This window comes from Flavobacteriaceae bacterium GSB9, from assembly GCA_022749295.1.
Lineage (GTDB): Bacteria > Bacteroidota > Bacteroidia > Flavobacteriales > Flavobacteriaceae > Flavisericum.
Genome location: CP062007.1, coordinates 236,663 through 256,478 on the forward strand (window position 1 = coordinate 236,663; position 19,816 = coordinate 256,478).

A 19,816-nucleotide genomic window follows, 5' to 3' on the forward strand; every position below is an offset into this window, starting at 1 on the left:
TTTGCAACCGCAATTTTATTGCACAGGTTCTTATTTAAAAAATTTAGGAGAGGTGCCAGAGTGGTAATGGAGCAGATTGCTAATCTGTCAACGCGTAAGTGTTGCCCGGGTTCGAATCCCGGTCTCTCCGCTAGAGTTTAGAAAAGCCATGCCCCGGCTGGTTTTTTCGCTAAAAATGTCTTCAAGATATTTTTTAACGCTCAGCTCGGGGTGTAGCGTAGCCCGGTTATCGCGCCGCGTTTGGGACGCGGAGGTCGCAGGTTCGAATCCTGCCACCCCGACTTTTTAACAAATCAATAAGCATCAAAAACTTGGTAATCGAATAATTATCAAGTTTTTGTGTTTTTAGGCCATCATAATAGTTAAGTTCCGTTTACAGATAACAAAGTAAAAAGTGTAAACCAAATTCATGCTTAAAACAATGCAATTGGATTAGTTGATTTGACTTTCGTCTCGCAAACTAAAAGACGACAACTATACAGTCGCAAATGCTCTTTAGCTTGTTGTTTTCTGTAACACTCCACGTAAAATTAACAATCAAGTTTCTGTTTAAACAGCAGTAAACGGTAAACCTTCATGTGTTAGTTTGCAACAAATACTAGTTTAAAGCAGCCTTGTAAACCTGTAAGCAGCGTTCGCGAGCCATTTTATGGTCTACCATTTTTTCAGGGTAAGTGAGCTCTTGAAAATCGGGTACCCATGTTTTAATATACTCTAAGTTTTTATCAAATTTTTCAATTTGTGTGGTTGGGTTGAAAATTCTAAAATATGGTGCGGCATCCACACCGCAGCCAGCCACCCACTGCCAGTTGCCTACGTTACTGGCCATTTCGTAATCGTGCAGTTTTTCGGCGAAATAGGCTTCGCCCCAGCGCCAATCAATCAATAGGTGTTTACATAAAAAACTGCCCACAAGCATGCGCACGCGGTTGTGCATAAACCCCGTTTGGTTAAGTTGGCGCATGCCGGCATCTACGAAAGGATAGCCCGTTTTACCTTCACACCACAATTTAAATTCATCTTCGTTGTTGCGCCACTCAATACGGTCATATTTAGGTTTAAAACTTTTTGTTGCCGTGTGCGGAAAATGCCATAAAATATGCATGAAGAATTCGCGCCAAATAAGCTCGTGCCAAAAAATTTCGTTTTTTTCGGCAATGGCTTTTTTTATCATTTTCCTAACACTTACTGTACCAAACCTTAAGTGTGGACCTAGTTTTGAAGTAGCGTCTTTGGCAGGAAAATTCCGTTTGCTTTCGTATTGTTTGATAAGGGTAGGGGTTACTGTGTAATCTTCAATTTTTTGTGATGCCGTTTTAAAGCCCATATCGGCCAAAGTAACATTGGGTAGCCTGGTATGTTTTACTAAATTATTTAAATAGCTATTCGTGTAATAAATTTCTAGGCTGTGGTTTTTAAACTTTTCTTTCCAGGTTTTCATGTACGGTGTGTAGACCACGTAAGGTGTTCCGTCACTTTTTAGTACATCGTTTTTTTCAAAAACAACCTGATCTTTAAACGTTTTAAACGAAATGCTATGCTGTTCTAAAAGTGATGCTATTTTAGAGTCACGTTCTTTGGCATAAGGTTCATAATCGTGGTTGGTGTAGATTGTATTAATATCGTAATCGTTAATAAGATTTTCAAAAACGCTTTCAGGTTTTCCGTAAAATATAGCAATGCTACTGTCTCTTTCTTGTTGCAACTCATTCCGCATACTCTGCAAAGTGTTATAAATAAAGGTGACGCGTGCATCGTTTTCGCGGAGCTTGTCAAGAATATTTTTATCGAAAATAAAAATTGGCAAGACAGGGTTTTCGCTCTTTAGGGCTTCATAAAAGCCAACATTGTCATCTAATCGTAAATCGCGACGAAACCAAAATATATTTAAAGGTTGTTTCATGTTTTAGTTGATGCTTTTTCAGGTCATGGCTTTAGTATTTACCAAAAATGTCTTCAAGTTTTTTGCGTCTATAGCTAAAAATTTCTTCTAATTTAGGCTTAACAATAAAAGGGTGAACCATTTGACCGATAAGACCGAAAGGGAGTTTGTAATCGATAATGTCTTCCATTTCTACACCGCCTTCAATTTCTTTTATAAAGTGCTTATGGTGCCACAGTGCATAGGGGCCAAACCTTTGTTCGTCAACAAAGTATTTTTGATCCAAACTATGGGTTATTTCGGTTACCCATTTGGTTTTTATACCCAAAACAGGTGTTACGGTATATTGAATAATTTGCCCTGCGAACATGGGTCTATCGGCACCAGAAAGTATGTTGAACCCCATATAATCTGGCGTTATGGTTTTTAGGTTTTTGGGGTCTGATAAAAAATGCCATGCCTGTGATGCTGAAATGGGTAAATTTTGTTTTTTGTGTAACCTGTATATTTTCATGCCTTTAATTGTTAGATAGGATGTATGCGTTAAGTGATGTAGCTACACACAACCAAACAAAATAGGGGAGTATGAGAATGGTTTTTTTGTTCATGATACCTTTGTAATCAAAAATAAATTTGAATATGACGAGTGTTAGCAGAATGATACATGCCAAACCTGCGGCAATAAAATGTTTGTTGAAAAAGATATAGTTCCAAAGCACATTAAGAATAAATTGAAGAGTAAAAAGCGCTATTAGTGTAGTGCTTCCGGGTAGTCGTTTGTACAAAAATGCCATGTAAATAGAGAAGCACAGCATTATGGTAGTCCAAGCTGTGCCAAATACCCAGCCAGGGGGTGTCCATGGGGCTTTGTTCAAGTTCAGGTACCATACCGTTTGCGGACCGTTATCCATTAACCATGTGCCAATAGCTAGCCCAGCAAAGTTTATCACTAAAAAAAATATAATGTATTTAAGCAGCTTCATGTTTCATTCTGTTTAAAATATTAGCAATATCTTGCGCTTGAGCAAATTTTTGATCGCTAGCTGTTCTATTAATTGAGGAGAGTTCATGCCACTCTTGCATTAATTTTTTAAACTGTGCTTCTAACTTTTCTTTTTTTGATTTTTTCTTGAAAAAACTAAACATCGCTATTTTTGTTTTAGTGTTTATAATTTGAAACTCACAATACCACAGTCCATTTCAAAAATTTGGCCAGAAATGGACGCCGATTTATCTGAAATTAAAAATGACGCCATGTCGGCTACCTCTTGAGGTTCTAAATACTTTTTTAGAGGGTGTCTTTCGGTAATGTTATCAATCATTTTATCGTTCCGCAGAAGCTTAGACGCCAATTGGGTATTGGTTACCGTTGGAGCAATGGCGTTAATACGAATAGTAGGTGTAAGCTCAGCACCAAGTGATTTTACTAAACCTTCTACTCCAGATTTAGCTGTTGCGATACTAGCGTGAAATGGCATGCCCAATTTGGCTGCAACGGTACTGAAAAGTAGGATTGATGGTTGGTCACCGTTTTTTAAAATAGGAAGATACTTTTGTATAGCTTTTACTGCGCCAAGAACATTAATATCGAAATCATTTTGGAAATCCTCAGCGCTTAATCGCAAAATAGGTTTTAGGTTGATACTTCCTGGGCAGTAGATTAAAGTATCTGCAGTTTCAATCTCTGGTAAATTGTCCTTTAAAATATCACAAGTGTGATGCGTTAAATTAGGATGCTCTTGTTCGGGAGCGTTCCTGCTAATATTGATTATATTACAGGATTGGATTTGGTTATTTAGAATGGTGTTTCCGATGCCCTTACTGCCACCAATTATAATTATTGTTCTCATAGGTTTCAGGGCATCTTAGAATTTATGGCCTGCCCTTTAGCCGTTTTTCAATTTTTTGTTTTATTGCTGTTAAGCGTTTCATAAGATCCATAATTTCAGGATCTTTATCTTTTTTGTATATTTTGTTTAAACTCAGTATTAAGTCTTTAACTTCTCTAGAAGATTCGATTCGCTCACTTGTGGTTTTAAAGGTGTGTTTGCGTTGCTCGAATTCTAAAGCTCGGTCAATAATCTCCATAGTTTTGATCTTTATTCTAAAATTGCTATTAAACGAAATATGTAGTATTTCCTCAATTTCACAATATAGTAAAATCTATGATATTTATGATTTTTGTCAATGTTTTTTATAAAAACTTTAATATGGTTTATTGTTGGATATCGATTTTTTAAAAAGTATCAAGCCTTAAATCGTAAGGGGAGCACCTTTTAGGCGTTTTTCTACTTTACGTTTTAAAGCGGTCAATCTTTTCATCATATCCATTAAATTGTCATCTTTCGTTTTCTTGTAAACCTCATTTAATCCTAAAATAAGGTACTTGGCTTCTCTAGATATTTTTACTCGGTCGCTCGTAGATAGCGATTTCATTTTCCTTTGTTCTAATTTTAAAGCACTTTCCATTAATTCCATAATTAGTCCAATTTTATATGATTTTGAAGTTCTGCAATTTTTTGTGGCGCGTTAAACTTTCCGCCATAATAACAGGTTGTAGTGGATGATGTGTCGTCTTTAATTCCTCTTGAGGACACGCATAAGTGTTTAGCGTCTATAATAACTGCAACATCTTCTGTTTTTAAAATACTTTTTAGTTCTTGAGCTATTTGATTAGTGAGCCTTTCTTGAACTTGTGGGCGTTTGGCATAGTACTGGACAATTCTATTAAGTTTTGATAAGCCAATAACTTTTCCAGACGATATGTATGCCACATGAGCCTTACCAATAATGGGAACAAAGTGGTGCTCGCAATTGGAATAAAAGCTTATGTTTTTTTCAACCAACATTTGGTTGTACTGATATTTATTGTCGAAAAGCGCCACTTTGGGCTTGTTTTTTGGATTTAGTCCGGAGAAAATTTCGTCAATGTACATTTTGGCGACGCGCTTGGGAGTGCCGCGAAGAGAATCGTCTCTTAAATCCATACCCATTACATCCATAATTTCTTCGAATAAAATCGCGATACGCTCTTTTTTCTCTTGGTCTGTGAGTTTAAACGCATCTTTTTTTAATGGTGTTTCAAGACCTGTGTATAAGTGGTCGTCACCGATATCATCAACGGAAAAACCATTTAATTTACGCCCGTTGGTTTTGGTATGTTCTGATTCTATTTTCATATGTTATGCAATTTTTTGATGATAATTTAAACTGATTAGCGTTTTGCGATTTTGTTGTTACTAATTTGTCTTTGCCTTGAACACTTAAAACGTCCATTTTTAAAACGCCTTAGCTTTTCATGCTTGGTTTTCCTGCCTTGAACCCGTTTGCGCCAAAGCTTAAAGCTATTGGCTTTTAGTTTATTACGCATAATGGTGATGACATCTTGTTCCTTTAAGCCAAATTGAAATGCAATAGCATCAAAAGTGGTTCGGTCTTCCCAAGCCATTTCAATAACTCTATCTATGTCATAATCAGATAAAGTCATGCGTTTTGAAATTTATGTGTTTCATCAAAGCGTAATTTTTCTTCCATCAATTTTTTGAAAAAAGTTCTGTTTTCCCTGAAGGTTTTATTGTTTATAAAATGAATGAATTTGCCTTGCGCATGGATACTAATACCATTTGTTTTGTACAGTACAAGCTGATAATAGGGAATTATCCAAGTGTAATTTTTAAGCCCTTTGTTAATGTAAATAAGAATACCGTTTTTTCTTAATTCAATATTTCCATAATTTACATCCGAAACCGTGTTCATGTAAGTTTTTAGATTAGGGCTTACTTCTCCAATAATCATTCTTTTGGAACCAATACCGCGCATTTTGAATATTTCCAACAAAGTGAAAGACCGCCCAACTAAATCGGTTATTATTTCTTTATGCTCTTTGTTGTAATAAGTAGAATCTAAAACCATATGATAACAAAGGTACAAAATGTTTAATTATTATTAAAATAAGTTAAACAAAAATATACGTTTAATGGATTGATAGTATGCTAAGCTTTGCTATCGTGATTTTTAAAATTGTTACGATTCGCTAAAGTATGTTTCTTTAAAATCCTTTTACTTTCGCGTTTTACTAGGCTGTTTTTTCGAAGGTTCCAAAGTGTGTCTGATGCTTTTTTTCTGGTAACATCAATATCTACGATAGGGTTTGGGTAATCTACACCCAAATTAAAATCATAAAATTGTTGTTCCATTTTTGTCATTAAATAGGGTTGGTGAATAAAAGGTAATTCCAGTTTTTTAAGTTCTGGCACCCATTTTTTTATAAAAGTACCATCGGGATCGTATTCAATACTGTTTTTTATGGGATTGTAAATACGAAGCGTATTAATTCCTGTTTCGCCTGCCTGCATTTGGAGTTGGGGAAAGTGAATACCGGGTTCAAAATCAAGAAACATTTGTGATAAGTGTGTTGTAGCTTCTTGCCAAGGTTGCCAAAGGTTGTGTGTAAAGAATGATACGACAAGCGCACGCATCCTAAAGTTTAAGTAACCAGTTTCATTTAAGCACCGCATACAGGCATCAACTAAAGGAAACCCTGTTTTTCCAGTTTTCCACGCTTCTTGATACTCTAAAGAAATGCGCTTTTTTAATTTGTGATAGCCTTTGTTAACACTCGCTTTTTCCATCGTATGCTCCATTTCAAACTTTTGAATAAAATGAGATTGCCATCTTAAACGAGATATAAAGGCATTGAGTGATTTTTTGTTTTTTATTGCTTGCTTTACATCGTTTGTTTTATGCAAGATTTCTCGAACCGACAAATTTCCCCATGCGATGTAGGGTGATAGCCTACTGCACGATGCTCGGCTCAATTCTGGTTTGGAAATGTTGAACATGTAATCTTCATAGCGGCCGTTTAAAAATGACTTTAAATAGCGTAGTCCTGTGGTGCGGCCACCTTTTTGAAATGGCGTATGTAAATCCGTTTTCAAGTTGGGAACATTTAAGTTTTTTTCGAGTTCATTTATGGAGCTTAAATCCAATAATTGGTTGTCTTTAGGTGAAAACGGCAATGGTTCCATATCGTAAAAAGCATCGCAAATCTCTAGCCATTTTGCACGGTCCTTTAACCCGCGTTGAACTCCATTATTAATGTTTTCGTGCCAATTAATAATGTTGTTTTTACAAAAACGCTTAAATGATTTGTCGCGGTTAAAGGTCACAAGTAAACCCGTTTCTTGGTGCGAATACACGTTTTTTATTTTGTAAAAGGATAAAATCTGATTTATAGCTGCAATGACATCAGATTGTACAACGAGTACTTTCGAATTGTATGGTTTTAAAGTATTATTTAAATCAGTTAGTGATTGTTTTATAAAATCCCAATGACGTTGACTATAATGTGGATCGTTTAAAAGTAGGGGTTCAAAACAATAAAATAATAGAACTTTACCGCCAGATTTTAGGGCGTTATTTATGGCTTCATTATCCTGCAGCCGTAGGTCACGTTTTAACCAAACTAAATGTATTTCGGACTTAGTATGCATCTTGATTGTTTATAATATGCTGCGCTCTTTTTTTAATGCTTTGTAGTTTTGAACTATCCATTTTATCAAGTATGCTATACATCATTTTCATTCTGAAATTATTCCCGAGTTGCTCTCGTTTTTCATCTAAAAAATTCCAATATAGACTGTTAAACGGACAGGCATTATCTTCAGTTTTTTTGTTTTTATTGTAATGGCAGCTATCGCAATAGTTACTCATTTTATGTATGTAGGAGGCAGAAGAAACATAGGGTTTTGTAGCTATTTTTCCGCCATCGGCAAACTGGCTCATTCCTCTGGTATTCGTTAATTGTACCCATTCAAGAGCATCAATATAAATGCCCAAATACCATTGGTCAAGCTCATCAGGGTTTGTTTGTGTTAAAAGTGCATAATTTCCAGTAATCATAAGGCGTTGTATGTGGTGCGCGTAGCCATTGTCTAGTGAATTCGTTATGGACTGTTTCAAACAGTTCATTTTGGTGCTTCCAGTCCAGAAAAAATCGGGCAAAGCATTATTGTTCCCTAGTTTATTTTGGGTTTTGTATTCAGGCATAAAGGCCCAGTACATGCCTCGCATATATTCACGCCAACCAATAATTTGCCTAATAAAGCCTTCGATTTGCGAAATGTGAATATTGTCGCCATGTTTTATGTAATAGTTCAGTGCGGTGGTAACGCAATCTTTGGGAGAAATAAGTTTTAAATTCATCGCGAAAGACAACCTTGAGTGAAATAAATAGGTTTCATCGGTATGCATGGTATCTTGATAATCGCCAAAATGAACCAGTAGATTTTCACAAAAATATTTTAGCTGCTCTAAGGCTTGATTTCTATCAATGGGGTACGAAAATGTCATGGAAATAAAACGTCCAATAGTATCTATGTTGGTAATCTTGATATCTTCTATAACCTCAGAAACATCATTATTGAACCATTTGTAATGTGGAATGTTTACATCGCCATTCCATTTGTTCCTGTTGCTCTTATCGTAATTCCATTTACCACCTTCAGGTTGATTGCCAATCATTAAAATGTCATGTTTTTTACGCATATTTCGATAGAAATTTTCCATCAGAAATTGCTTTTTACCTTGAAAAAAGGTTTTGAGGTCTAAACGCTCTGTATAAAAATGCTCCGCTGAAAAAACTTTATGTTCAATATTTAATTGACTGCAAAACTGTTTTAATTGCTCATCTAAGCGATATTCATCGGGGTAGATGTATTCAAACTTTTCAATGCTTTTGTTTTTTATAATTTCGGAAAGATTATCAGTCAAATTTTGCCGATTATTATCGTCATTAATTTTGAGGTAAATGATTTGATGGCCTAGGGTTTTTAAATCTTCTGAAAACTGGCGCATGGCAGCAAAGAAACCGATGACTTTTTGAATGTGATGTGTTACATAATCGGTTTCTTGACGCATCTCGAAAAGGCAATAAATAGCCTCATCGTTTGTTTCCTTAAACCAAGAGTGCTTTATGTTTAGCTGGTCGCCAAGTATGAGTCGAAGTGTTTTCATTTTAAAATAAAGTTGTTTGTAACCAAAGCTTTTGAAAAGTACCAAGCGAATCGTAACGTTTCGACTGTAAAGCGGTATCAAATTTTCGGTCTCTAGGGTCGTTTCCAACGCCGGCTACGTACATCCAATTGCCATAATTGCTATGTGCATCATAGTCTACAAGAAGCGATTCAAAGTAAGCAGCGCCAATGCGCCAGTCTAGGAGTAAATCTCTTGAAAAAAACGAAGCCACATTTTGTCGCCCTCTATTGCTCATCCATCCCGTTTTTTGTAACTCTACCATGTTAGCATTAACGAATGCTGAACTCGTTTTGCCGTTAATCCAATTTTCTACGAGATATTCATCAGTGTTCCATTCATAATCTTTTTCAAGTATACCGCCAATTTTAAAAATGGAGTTGCCATGCTTCAATGAAATATATTTAAAATAATCGCGCCAAATCAATTCAAAAATGAGCCAGTAGGTTGATTGGTTTTTAAAGTGCTCCTTTTCAAATTGCTTAACCGCCCAGTAAATGGTTCTTGCGGAAATACTGCCATTTGCAAGCCATGGCGAAAGCTTTGAGCTGTAATCTGTGCCCACTAAACCGTTTCGTGTTTTTTTATAAAACCCCAGTTTTTTGGTTTCGAAAACGTAGTAGATCAAGCGTTGCAGTGCGGTTGTTTCGCCGCCTTCAAAGGGGAAGGCTGAATTTGAGTTGGTTTCAAAATATTCAAAACCAAGCGTTTCTAAAGTTGGTATTGTCGTGTTGTTGGCGATGTCGGTTTTTTTTGCAGCTGAAGTATTCTGAACTATTGGCCTAACTTTACAGTTTTTTTCAACTGTCTTTCTAAAATTTGTAAACACCTTCGGAATGCTTTTGAAAGGTATATTAATGTCATCGGGGTGGTATAAAAACTGGTCAAAAATTTCGTAAAACTGGATAGTTTGTTTTACGGAAGCTTTTACAGAGTTTAAAATTTGTTTTTCTTCTTTTGTCCATTCTTTTTGCAAATAGACATTCTTGATGTTGAAGTTAGAGATAAAGCTGTTGAATTCAGTTTCTGGTTTTTTGAAAAAAACAAAAAGTTCAATATTGAGCTTAAGTAGGTTTGTTTTTAGGTTTATAACCGTTTCAATAAGGAATTTGGTCCGAAATTTTTCTGTTTTTTTAAACCCGTAGTTTGAAACTTCAAATAGCCTAGGGTCGAAAAAATAAACGGCAATAATTTGCTCGTGGTTTTGGGTGGCAAGATTGAGAACAGCATTATCTCGAACCCGTAAATCGTTTCTAAACCAAACTAATCCTGTATTTTTCTTATCGCTCTGCATCGTTTGCTGCAATATTTTATATGCTCCCAATTGTTCTCCCACTTTTTTCTCCAGCTAAAGGGAAGCTTGCAAACCGGACATGTTTTTTGTGGTAAATGTTTATTTTTATGACTCAACTTTTACAAGTTTGTTAATCATTCCTGAGAATATAAATCCGTGAAATGGCAGTACACTGTACCAGTACAAGCGACCCCAGAGTCCGCGTGGCCTAAACGTAGCTGTTTGCTTTAATAGATTGTTTTCAATTTTAAATTCGAGCCATGCTTCCCCAGGCAAGCGCATTTCGGCATAAAGGAGTAGTTTTCGTTTTTGCTTATCTGCAAAAATAACACGCCAAAAATCAAGTGCATCGCCGGCATCTAAATCTGTAGGGCTGGTTCGTCCGCGCCTAAGGCCGATGCCGCCAAAAAACTTGTCGATATAACCTCTTATGCGCCATAAAAAGTTACCGTAGTACCAACCGTTTTTTCCGCCAATTTTCCAAATTTTATCGATGGTTTTATTGGCATCGGTTACACGTCGTTCTTTGTAATCCTTAAAACAACCATATTGGGGCACATTAATATATTTGTGCAAATTGTTTCTTAGCCTGCCACTGCTTACCATGGAGTCTTTCCAACTAGATACAATACTATTTTGCTCAATCTTTTCGAAAGCCAATTTTACGGCTTCTTTGTAGGTTATGGGGTTAACTTTTAAAATTTTATTGATGTCGCTTGGCTTTCCTATAATTTGAACGCCCATACTATCAACCAACGAAGTAGCTAATTTGTAAGAAGTTGAAGTTACGAAATACAACCAATAAGATGACAGCTTTGGTGTCATTACGGGGACGGTTAGAATGTAGCGCTTTAACGCCCTTACTTCTGCAAATTGAAGTAGCATATCTTTGTAGGTAATGATTTCTGGCCCAAAAATATCGAAGGTTTTGTTGTATAATTCGGCTTTACCAACAGCCCTCGACAAAAACGCAAGCACATCTCTTATGGCTAAAGGTTGGGTTTTGGTGTTGAGCCATTTTGGAGCGATCATGTAGGGCAGTTTTTCAACTAAATCCCTTATAATTTCAAACGAAGAACTGCCTGATCCCACAATAATACCAGCTTTAAAAATAGTAAGCCCATAGCGTTTCGATTTTAGTATACTTTCTACATTTTTACGTGAGCGCAAGTGCTTTGAAAGTTTGTCTTCGTTGGTTATACCACTTAAATAAATAACCTGTTTTACGTTGGTTTTTTCAATATATGTTTTGAAATTCTTGGCACAACGGGCTTCGAGCGATTCAAAATCTTTAGACGAATTAGACATGGAATGTATAAGATAATAGGCCACATCAATATCGTTGGGTATATTTTTAAGTGTTTCTGGTTTTAAAAAGTCGGCTTCAATAAAGTAAATGCCTTCTTCTTCCAAATAGGTTTTGTCTGCTCTCAAACGGTCTCTAACAACACAAACAACGGTATGACCTTCGTTTATTAAAAAGGGGATAAGGCGTTTGCCTATATAGCCTGTTGCTCCTGTTACAAGAATTGTCATTTTATTATTTTATTTGCTTTCTAGGGTTAAATCTTTAGGGCGCTGGTAACCAAAACGCACCCTTTTTTCTGGAATTACGTAACCGTCCAAACCATTTATAGCGGCTACATTAGCTTGGGAAAGATTTATAAAACCATCGTTTTCAATTAAACCATTGTTAACATAAAGTCCATTTATTTTTCCTATTACCAGTATGGTATCGTTGGCTTTGATGTGGTATTCTTCAACAAATTCCATAGCTAATTGTATGGGCGAACCCGCTACAAATGGTGCAAAAAAGTCGTTTTTGTACTCGGGCGTTAGATTTGTTACATCAAATTCTGATATGGAGGCATCATACTTTGCAGAGGTGTGGTGAGCCGCTTCCGTAATATTTTCATGAATGTGGTTGATGGTGTAAAACCCAGTAGATTTTATGTTTTCGTATGTATTTCTTATTACGGTTGTGGGTCTTAAAAATAAACCGAGCATAGCAGGACTCGACCCAATGTGGGTAATGGAACTGAATACGGCAACATTTTCAACACCCGCTTTTGTGGTTGTTCCAATAAGATTGGCCGATTTATAGCCCGAACAACTGTTAATTAGGTTGATTTTAAAAATGTGGTTTAATTCTTCTATGTCTGTTTTACTGTAATGGATCATGATAGTTTTAAATAATTATCGATTTTTATGTTTTCGGCTTTTAAGTCGAACATGAGGTTGTATAAGCCAAAAAAGGTTCGGTTGATGTAAATAAAATGTTTAGAGCCTCTGTTGCCATTCATTTTTCTTAATTCTGTACTTTTTGAATAGCGCTCACCTAAATCCGCTATTTTTCCAAAAAAATCGGCATTGGAAAAATCGAAAGTATCTTGGTGGAAAGGCTGCGTAAATAGGCTTAACATCTCATGAAACATGGCAGTAAAAAACGTTGTTTCTTCTTCTGTATCGTCTTGCTTTAATATTTCGAGTTCGTAAAGTTTTGATACAAAATAATCATGGTTATTAATGTTCTCTTTTTTTGCAAGTTCGAAATAGGGTTTGTAAAAGTCGTTTGGAATCGTTTTCATGCAACCAAAATCGAGTGCAATCAATTCGTCATCTTCAGAAACCAAAAAATTCCCAGGGTGTGGGTCGGCATGTACTTTTTTTAATTTATGAATTTGAAACATGTAAAAATCCCAAAGGGCTTGCCCAATTTTGTTTGCTTTTTCTTTATTGGCGTTATGGGCTGTAAATTCCGAGAGGTGTTCACCTTTCATGTAGTCCATTGTAATAATGCGCTCAGATGAATAATCCTTATAATAATTTGGGAATTTTAAATTTGAAATGTGCGAGCAAGCCGCTGCTATTTCTTCGCTTTGTTGCAATTCTAGGATGTAATTGGTCTCTTCGATAAGTTTATTTTCAACTTCCTTAAAATATTCATCGGAGTCTTTGCCTTTGATGTTAAACATGCTCATGGCTACCGGTTTTACCATAGCAAGGTCTGAAGCAATACTTTCGGCAACACCCGGATACTGTATTTTAACGGCTAACTTTTTACCCGCTTTTTCGGCGATGTGAACCTGACCGATACTGGCAGCATTTACCGAAGTCGCATTAAACTTGTCAAATAAATCTTCTGGTGTTTTGCCAAAATATTTTTTGAAGGTCTTGATGACCAAAGGCGGCGATAAGGGTGGAACCGAAAATTGTGCCAGTGAGAATTTCTCGACATAAGCTCGAGGTAAAATGCTTTTTTCCATACTTAGCATCTGTGCGACTTTTAAAGCACTGCCTTTAAGTTGTTTTAGGCTATCGTAAATATCGGCCGCGTTGTTTTGGTTTAATCGTTCGCGCGCTTTTTCTGGGGTAGATACAATCTTGTCTCCGTAATATTTTAAATAGTTTACGCCCACTTTGGCGCCCGTTGAAACGAGCTTGGTGGCGCGAGATATTTTAGTTGATGGAATATGGTCTATAGTTTTCATGGGCATTTTAGTTCATATGTATTTTTTCCTTAAATAAAAATTTGCCCAAGTCCATAACACTTTGTAAAGGGGCGACATTGATAACATCAAAACTGGTGTTTACCGATTTTTCGATAAATATGTCGGTTTTTTCAAATGCGGGAGAGCTATCGTCCAGCCAAAACTTTATGGTAAGTATAAGTTGCAGCCATGCAGATTCTTTAAGTGCTTTTTGCTGGATTTTTTCTAATCGTTCTTCTTTCAAATCCAACATTTGAATGCCTAAGCTGTGGATGTATTCAGAGAAATGTTTTTTAAGACCAGATAAAGCCTTTAGTCCTTTTAGATTGTTTTTGTAGCTGTTAAGCACATAAACCACATAACTTCTGTTTGCCGTTAAATTCTCAAAAAAAGTGTAGTAGAAACTGAGTAATTTGTTTCGAGCATCAAATATTTGATAGTCTTCACTATTGTTGAGTACCTTCAAAGAATTTGTAAAAAAAGCTTCAAAAACGGCTTTTTCAACGGCCTCAAACGAAGCAAAGTGTTCGTAAAACTTAGTTTCCTCAAAATTGTTAGCCTTTGCAAAGGCGTATATCGATTTTGGATTTTCACTATTTTCAAGGATGTAATCCATGTAGAAACTTATAATGTCATCGTTCGATATGTTTTTTTTCTTTGCCATAATTACTGTGTTGTTTCTAACAAAGTTACAAAATGTTTAACTATTAATATAATAAGTTAAACAAAATATTAGAAAGTAGATTCATAATGAATTTATTTTAAGCTTTTGTTAACATTAATCAGCATTTCGATGCGTAATTTTAGAACTAAAAATTAACCGAAACATTAAAAAAATCAACAACATGAAAAGACTAGTATTAATTTTATTGTCGTTTACCATGGTTTATACCACAAACGCTCAGGTAGAGACTCCCGCGCCAAGCCCGGCAAGTAAGGTTGAGCAAAAAGTGGGGCTAACTGATATTACTTTAGAATACTCAAGGCCTGGCGTGAAAGGGCGTACCATTTTTGGCAATTTAGTGCCTTTTGGAAAGCTTTGGAGAACAGGAGCGAACAAAAACACCATGATTACATTTAGCACCGATGCCACAATTGATGGTCAAACCTTAAAAGCCGGTAGTTATGCTATTTTTACTAAGCCTAGCAAGGATTCTTGGGAGGTTTACTTTTACAGCGATACCGAAAATTGGGGTACACCAAGAAATTGGGACGATAGTAAAGTAGCGGCTAAAACTACTGTAAAAACGCATGAGGTGCCGTTTAATGTTGAAACTTTCACTATTGATATCAACAGTATTTCTAACAATGGTGCAACAATTGAGTTTATCTGGGAAAACACTTATGCTGGTGTACCATTTACATTGCCTACTAGCGATTTAGTTCAGGCTTCAATCGATAAAGCTTTAAGTGGACCAAGAGCTAATGATTATTATTCCGCTGCAGTTTATTATTCACAGGAAGGTAAAAATTTAGATCGGGCTAAAGAATATATTGAAAAGGCTATGGGTATGATAGAAAAACCAGCCTTTTGGCAATTGAGACAACAGTCTTTAATTTATGCTAAACTAGGAGATAAAAAAGCGGCTATAGCAGCAGCTAAAAAATCCTTAGCTGGAGCTGAAGCAGCAGAAAATGCCGATTATGTGAAAATGAATGAAGATTCGCTTAAAGAATGGGGGGCGATGTAAGTTGTAATTTTATTAACGTATAGTTATACAAAAGCACAAGGTTTAAATCTTGTGCTTTTTTCTTTTTTTAACTTAGTTGCAATTACCATCTACATCGCAGGTGTTGCTGGTAGAAATAATTTCCAATTTACTTTGGCTCTCTTTCCAGACTTTTTCAAGCGTTTCTGTAAATACTTCAACGGGTTGTGCTCCAGAAATACCGTATTTGTTATCCAGAACAAAAAACGGTACACTATTAATTCCTAAGTTTCTAGCTTCCATTTCGTTTTGTCTAACTTCATAAGTGTAGTCGTCAGATTCTAGAGTTTTTCTAACTTCTGTTGCGTTCATACCCAATTGATTGGCTAGAGATACAAGAACGTCTAAGTCGTCAATATTTTTTCCTTCGGAAAGATGGCTTTTCAATAAGGCTTCTTTGGCTTGGTTTGCTAAGCCTTTTTCTTTGGCTATGTGCAACAAACGGTGCGCATTTAATGAGTTTGCAGGAACAGATTGTTCTAATTTAAAATCAAGCCCTGTATTAGCGGCCATAGCCGTAACATTATTAAACATATGTTTTGCGCGTTCTTTGTCAATACCTTTGGTTTCAACAAAATGGGTTATAGCATCAACATTTGTAGTAGTTTGCAAGTTAGGGTCTAACTCGAAACTCTTCCATTCAACTGTTACTTTGTCTTTGTGAGGGAAATGCTCTAGAGCGGTTTCAAAATGTTTTTTTCCAATATAGCAAAAGGGGCAGCGTATATCAGACCATATTTTTATGTTCATACATTATTTTAATTTGAAGTCTTAGACGCAGTAGCTTATAAAAACTTTCAGGTTATTTTTAGTATAATAAAAATGACTCATTCAAAATATAAGCTGTTTTTATAAGCGTTGCAAATGTAGAGAATTTCAGGAGCAGTTCCTTAAAATGAGACATATATTAAAATATGGCAACATAAGTTGTATGGTATAAATTATGTCGTGGCGAAATTTATACCAATTGAAACCCCTTTATTAAGTATGATGTTGTCCTTTTTCTCAAATTTGGAATTATATATTAACCTTTAAAATTAAAAGTCATGAAAAATTTATTATTCGGTTTTTTGATTATAGGTGTAACCGGCCTAGGGTATTCCCAAGTTACTCAAGAAGTACAATTAGAAGATGTCGTATTAAACAATATTAATAGAGACTATCTCGATAAGGTACAAAATAAAGATGTAGCTGAAAGTGTTAAGAACTTAGAACATATTGCATCTAAGCATGATATATCGGCTTCCTCATTATATGATGGGAGAGATGAGACTTTTAGATCAAGATTTATAGGGTCTAAAGGATTTATAGATGCTTATTATAACAAAGATGGTGTAATTTTAAGCACTCTGGAAAAATATAAAAATATCAAGCTTCCAGAGCATATTCGTAACTCGGTTTTTATTGAATTTCCTGAGTGGTTGGTTGATCGTTCTTTTTACGTTGTATTTTATGATAAAGATAAATACACAGAGAAGACTTATAAGTTATTATTAAAAAAGGGAGGTAAAAAGAAAAAATTAAAAGTAGATTCTAATGGTATGATAAACTAGTAAGTAAAAGAAAAAAACAATTAATATGTCATATTTTAGTAATTTTTATTAGCAAAATCCCTCTGGAATTATTGGGATTTTGCTTTTTTTGAACTAGTAATCGAGTCCGATAATATTTCTAACCTTATCTAAGGTTTCTATTAAGTTTTTGCTAAAATCAAAAGTCATAACATCACTTTCTCTTTTTCCTTCAAGAAGCAGATTGTTAAAATGAATCGTTTCATAATTGTAGCCTATGGTGTTGTAGCTGAAGTCTTTAATCTCTTCTTTACCATCTTTTATAATTGACACATTAGAAGGCGCATGAAATTGTGTATTGATTTTTATGGTCGCTTTATCACATTCAAAAATGGCTTGTGTTGGTAGCTCTTCGATAAGCGAACTCTTTAAAAATGCCTTGACACCACCACTATAATTAAATTCCATATTGCAGGAGCTATCGGCTCCATTTTCAAAAAAAGTGGCATTGGCCACTATATTTTTAGGTATGCCAAGCGTAGAAAGCGCTGCAAAAATAGGGTAGATACCGATATCTAAAAGACTACCGCCACCCAGTTTTTTGTCAAAAAGACGGGTATTGGTGTTATAAGGGCGTTTAAAACCAAAATCGGCTTCCAGTTTAATAATTTTGCCGTAGGTTTTATTTTTTAGTTCCCTTAAAACATATTGGTAATGTGGTAAGAAGTAGGTCCAAAGCGCTTCCATTAAAAGCACGTTTTTTTCTTTCGCTTTGGCAATCATGTCTTTAACTTCATTGGCGTTCATGGCAAACGGCTTTTCTCCCAAAACAGCAATGCCATTTTCTAAACACATTAATGCATTTTCTTTGTGTAAACTGTGTGGCGTGGCAATGTATACGGCATCAATATTGTTGTCGTTTGCTAATGCCTCATAACTGTTATATGCCTTTTTAGCGTTATGTTTTTTAGCAAAATCGTCTGCTTTATTTTGCGAGCGCGAGGCTACGGCATACAATTCTGCATCACTAATTGTGGCTAGGTCTGTTGCAAAACTATTGGCAATTCTTCCTAAACCAATAATGCCCCATTTTATGGTCTTTATTTCTTTCTGTTTGGTCATTTTCTTTGCGTTATTTGAATTAAACAAGCCAAAGCCATTACTATGATACATCCTACGAAATTAAGCCATAAAAACGGTAAATTTATAATATCGAATTCGTTTAAAAAGTAGAGTGCAATCACTGCTGCTTGTGTCATTAAAGCAGCCATAAAAACGGCGTGACCTTTTACAAATTTAACGAAAAACGCCAATAGGAAAATGCCTAGGACGTTACCATAAAAGATTGATCCGATAATGTTTACTAACTGTATTAAGTTTTCAGCCAAATTCGCAACACAAGCTACAGCTATCGCCATGATACCCCAAGCAAAGGTGAACCATTTTGAGGCTTTAACCATATGTTCCTCGCTTTTTTCGGTCGTATTTCTTTTATATAAATCGATGGTGGTCGTCGAGCCTAGTGCGTTAAGTTCGCTGGCGGTGCTGGACATGGCGGCACTTAAAATAACGGCTAAAAGCAGTCCGATTAATCCACGGGGTAGGTTGTTTAAAATGAAGTGGATAAAAACATAATCTTTATCATTGCTTTCAACTTTTATATCTTGTTTTTCTGAAGCTTTATCGATTAAATTTCTGGCCTCGGCCCTGATTTCGTTCTGGGCTTCGTTGGCAATGGCTATATAATTTGAAGCGTTTGGGGTTTCAGAGGTAATAAACGATTTTATAATGGTTTGCTTATCGTTAAAAACAGCTTTTTGTTCTTGCTGAAGCGCTTTGTATTCGTCTGAATATTCCGAATTTAAAACAAGCTCTGTAGCGGTTGGGTTAAAATTAACCGGTGCTTCGTGAAACTGATAGAACACAAAAACCATCACCCCAACCAATAAAATGAAGAATTGCATGGGTATTTTAAGTAGCCCGTTAAAAATTAACCCTAGTTGCATTTCTTTAACCGATTTTCCTGATAGATAACGCTGTACTTGGCTCTGGTCGGTCCCAAAATAGGACAGCATTAAAAACGTTCCGCCAATAATACCACTCCAAAACGTATAGCGATTATTGAGGTTGAATGAAAAATCCAATACTTGCATTTTGCCACTTGCTCCGGCAATATCGAGGGCTTTTTTAAACGTGATATCGGGCGGAAGCTTATCGAAAATTAAGAAGAACGCTACGAGCATTCCGATAAAAATAACCAGCATTTGGTGCTTTTGTGTAACGTTTACCGCACGCGTACCGCCCGAAACGGTATATATAATGACCAACACTCCTATGGCGATATTTAGAGTTAGCAAATCCCAGCCCAAAACTACCGATAGAATAATGGCGGGCGCAAATATGGTAATGCCTGCTGCTAACCCGCGTTGAATTAAAAATAAAATGGCGGCAAGTGTTCTTGTTTTTAAGTCGAATCTATTTTCTAAAAACTCGTAGGCGGTGTAAACTTTTAAACGATAGAACAGGGGTATAAAAACCATACAGATAACAATCATGGCAATGGGAAGGCCAAAGTAAAATTGTACGAAGCCCATGCCGTCGTTAAAAGCTTGGCCTGGTGTAGAAAGAAATGTTATGGCGCTGGCTTGGGTGGCCATTACGGATAAACCTATGGTCCACCATTTTGAGGTGTTTCCACCACGCAAATAGTCGGTTACATTTTTACTGCCACGGGTTTGCCATGTTCCATAAGCTACAATGGCTATTAGTGTGATGGCTAAAACCGTCCAATCAATCCAGCTTAAAATTTGCATGTTTTAAAAGGATTTGGTGATGAGGTAAAACACAAAAAAGTAAATCGAATTAGCTATTAAAACGATGGAATACCATTTTAACCA

23 protein-coding genes and 2 tRNA genes are annotated in these 19,816 nt (G+C 35.9%); 4 read left to right on the forward strand and 21 right to left on the reverse strand.

All coding sequences use genetic code 11. The features are described 5' to 3' along the window. The first annotated feature begins 46 nt into the window (after positions 1–46). Both GSB9_00222 and GSB9_00223 read left to right on the forward strand, forming a co-directional pair. A tRNA-Ser gene (locus GSB9_00222) sits at positions 47–130 on the forward strand. A 76-nt stretch (positions 131–206) separates the two neighbouring features. Next, positions 207–281 (forward strand) — tRNA-Pro (locus tag GSB9_00223). A 317-nt stretch (positions 282–598) separates the two neighbouring features. Here the strand turns inward: GSB9_00223 and GSB9_00224 are convergent. From GSB9_00224 to GSB9_00241, 18 genes are all read right to left on the reverse strand, one after another. Further along, a complete protein-coding gene (locus GSB9_00224; GenBank protein UKM63679.1) occupies positions 599–1,903 on the reverse strand; it encodes a DNA photolyase family protein in 1,305 nt (434 codons plus the stop codon). Positions 1,904–1,934: 31 nt separating this feature from the next. Beyond that, on the reverse strand, positions 1,935–2,396 hold the full coding sequence (locus tag GSB9_00225; GenBank protein UKM63680.1) for an SRPBCC family protein: 462 nt from the start codon (positions 2,394–2,396) through the stop codon (positions 1,935–1,937). 4 nt (positions 2,397–2,400) lie between these two features. Next, positions 2,401–2,865, reverse strand: coding sequence for a tryptophan-rich sensory protein (locus GSB9_00226; protein ID UKM63681.1), 465 nt, complete (start codon positions 2,863–2,865; stop codon positions 2,401–2,403). Then, a complete protein-coding gene (locus GSB9_00227) occupies positions 2,852–3,028 on the reverse strand; it encodes a Lacal_2735 family protein (protein UKM63682.1) in 177 nt (58 codons plus the stop codon). Before GSB9_00227 ends, GSB9_00226 begins: the two co-directional genes overlap by 14 nt. A 20-nt stretch (positions 3,029–3,048) precedes the next feature. Then, positions 3,049–3,732, reverse strand: a complete 684-nt coding sequence (locus tag GSB9_00228) for an SDR family oxidoreductase (protein ID UKM63683.1) — start codon at positions 3,730–3,732, stop codon at positions 3,049–3,051. 22 nt (positions 3,733–3,754) lie between these two features. Further along, positions 3,755–3,970, reverse strand: a complete 216-nt coding sequence (locus GSB9_00229) for a hypothetical protein (GenBank protein ID UKM63684.1) — start codon at positions 3,968–3,970, stop codon at positions 3,755–3,757. Positions 3,971–4,135: 165 nt separating this feature from the next. Continuing rightward, positions 4,136–4,360, reverse strand: a complete 225-nt coding sequence (locus GSB9_00230; protein ID UKM63685.1) for a hypothetical protein — start codon at positions 4,358–4,360, stop codon at positions 4,136–4,138. Between the two features lie 2 nt (positions 4,361–4,362). Next, complete coding sequence (gene folE, locus GSB9_00231) at positions 4,363–5,061, reverse strand: GTP cyclohydrolase I FolE (protein ID UKM63686.1); 699 nt, start codon at positions 5,059–5,061, stop codon at positions 4,363–4,365. A gap of 35 nt (positions 5,062–5,096) precedes the next feature. Then, complete coding sequence (locus GSB9_00233; GenBank protein ID UKM63688.1) at positions 5,097–5,369, reverse strand: TIGR03643 family protein; 273 nt, start codon at positions 5,367–5,369, stop codon at positions 5,097–5,099. Next, the gene (locus tag GSB9_00234; protein ID UKM63689.1) at positions 5,366–5,794 is read right to left on the reverse strand and encodes a hypothetical protein; all 429 of its coding nucleotides are present in this window, start codon (positions 5,792–5,794) and stop codon (positions 5,366–5,368) included. Before GSB9_00234 ends, GSB9_00233 begins: the two co-directional genes overlap by 4 nt. Positions 5,795–5,874: 80 nt before the next feature. Beyond that, a complete protein-coding gene (locus tag GSB9_00235; GenBank protein UKM63690.1) occupies positions 5,875–7,374 on the reverse strand; it encodes a DNA photolyase family protein in 1,500 nt (499 codons plus the stop codon). Next, complete coding sequence (locus tag GSB9_00236; protein ID UKM63691.1) at positions 7,364–8,896, reverse strand: cryptochrome/photolyase family protein; 1,533 nt, start codon at positions 8,894–8,896, stop codon at positions 7,364–7,366. Before GSB9_00236 ends, GSB9_00235 begins: the two co-directional genes overlap by 11 nt. A gap of 1 nt (position 8,897) precedes the next feature. Then, the gene (locus GSB9_00237; protein ID UKM63692.1) at positions 8,898–10,208 is read right to left on the reverse strand and encodes a DASH family cryptochrome; all 1,311 of its coding nucleotides are present in this window, start codon (positions 10,206–10,208) and stop codon (positions 8,898–8,900) included. After that, positions 10,178–10,324 (reverse strand): DUF2256 domain-containing protein, encoded by a 147-nt coding sequence (locus GSB9_03235; protein ID UOR30059.1) that lies wholly within the window; start codon positions 10,322–10,324, stop codon positions 10,178–10,180. The genes GSB9_00237 and GSB9_03235 overlap by 31 nt, the downstream gene beginning before the upstream one ends. Further along, positions 10,314–11,744: an SDR family oxidoreductase gene (locus tag GSB9_00238; GenBank protein UKM63693.1), complete on the reverse strand. Its 1,431-nt coding sequence runs from the start codon at positions 11,742–11,744 to the stop codon at positions 10,314–10,316. Before GSB9_00238 ends, GSB9_03235 begins: the two co-directional genes overlap by 11 nt. A 9-nt stretch (positions 11,745–11,753) precedes the next feature. After that, a complete protein-coding gene (locus GSB9_00239) occupies positions 11,754–12,389 on the reverse strand; it encodes a flavin reductase family protein (protein ID UKM63694.1) in 636 nt (211 codons plus the stop codon). Then, positions 12,386–13,699 (reverse strand): AarF/UbiB family protein, encoded by a 1,314-nt coding sequence (locus GSB9_00240; protein UKM63695.1) that lies wholly within the window; start codon positions 13,697–13,699, stop codon positions 12,386–12,388. The genes GSB9_00239 and GSB9_00240 overlap by 4 nt, the downstream gene beginning before the upstream one ends. 7 nt (positions 13,700–13,706) lie before the next feature. Further along, positions 13,707–14,363: a TetR family transcriptional regulator C-terminal domain-containing protein gene (locus GSB9_00241; protein ID UKM63696.1), complete on the reverse strand. Its 657-nt coding sequence runs from the start codon at positions 14,361–14,363 to the stop codon at positions 13,707–13,709. Positions 14,364–14,544: 181 nt separating this feature from the next. Between GSB9_00241 and GSB9_00242 the strand changes: the two genes are divergently transcribed. Next, complete coding sequence (locus GSB9_00242) at positions 14,545–15,390, forward strand: DUF2911 domain-containing protein (GenBank protein UKM63697.1); 846 nt, start codon at positions 14,545–14,547, stop codon at positions 15,388–15,390. 72 nt (positions 15,391–15,462) lie between these two features. On the opposite strand, the gene GSB9_00243 is transcribed toward GSB9_00242, so the two are convergent. Continuing rightward, complete coding sequence (locus tag GSB9_00243; GenBank protein ID UKM63698.1) at positions 15,463–16,158, reverse strand: DsbA family oxidoreductase; 696 nt, start codon at positions 16,156–16,158, stop codon at positions 15,463–15,465. Positions 16,159–16,454: 296 nt separating this feature from the next. On the opposite strand from GSB9_00243, the gene GSB9_00244 reads away from it, so the two are divergent. Continuing rightward, a complete protein-coding gene (locus tag GSB9_00244; protein UKM63699.1) occupies positions 16,455–16,961 on the forward strand; it encodes a hypothetical protein in 507 nt (168 codons plus the stop codon). A 93-nt stretch (positions 16,962–17,054) separates the two neighbouring features. On the opposite strand, the gene GSB9_00245 is transcribed toward GSB9_00244, so the two are convergent. Together GSB9_00245 and GSB9_00246 are read right to left on the reverse strand one after the other, a co-directional pair. Beyond that, on the reverse strand, positions 17,055–18,041 hold the full coding sequence (locus GSB9_00245; GenBank protein UKM63700.1) for a Gfo/Idh/MocA family oxidoreductase: 987 nt from the start codon (positions 18,039–18,041) through the stop codon (positions 17,055–17,057). Beyond that, positions 18,038–19,732 carry a sodium:solute symporter gene (locus GSB9_00246; protein UKM63701.1) on the reverse strand — a complete coding sequence of 565 codons (1,695 nt, stop codon included), beginning with the start codon at positions 19,730–19,732 and terminating at the stop codon, positions 18,038–18,040. The genes GSB9_00245 and GSB9_00246 overlap by 4 nt, the downstream gene beginning before the upstream one ends. Between the last annotated feature and the right edge of the window lie 84 nt (positions 19,733–19,816).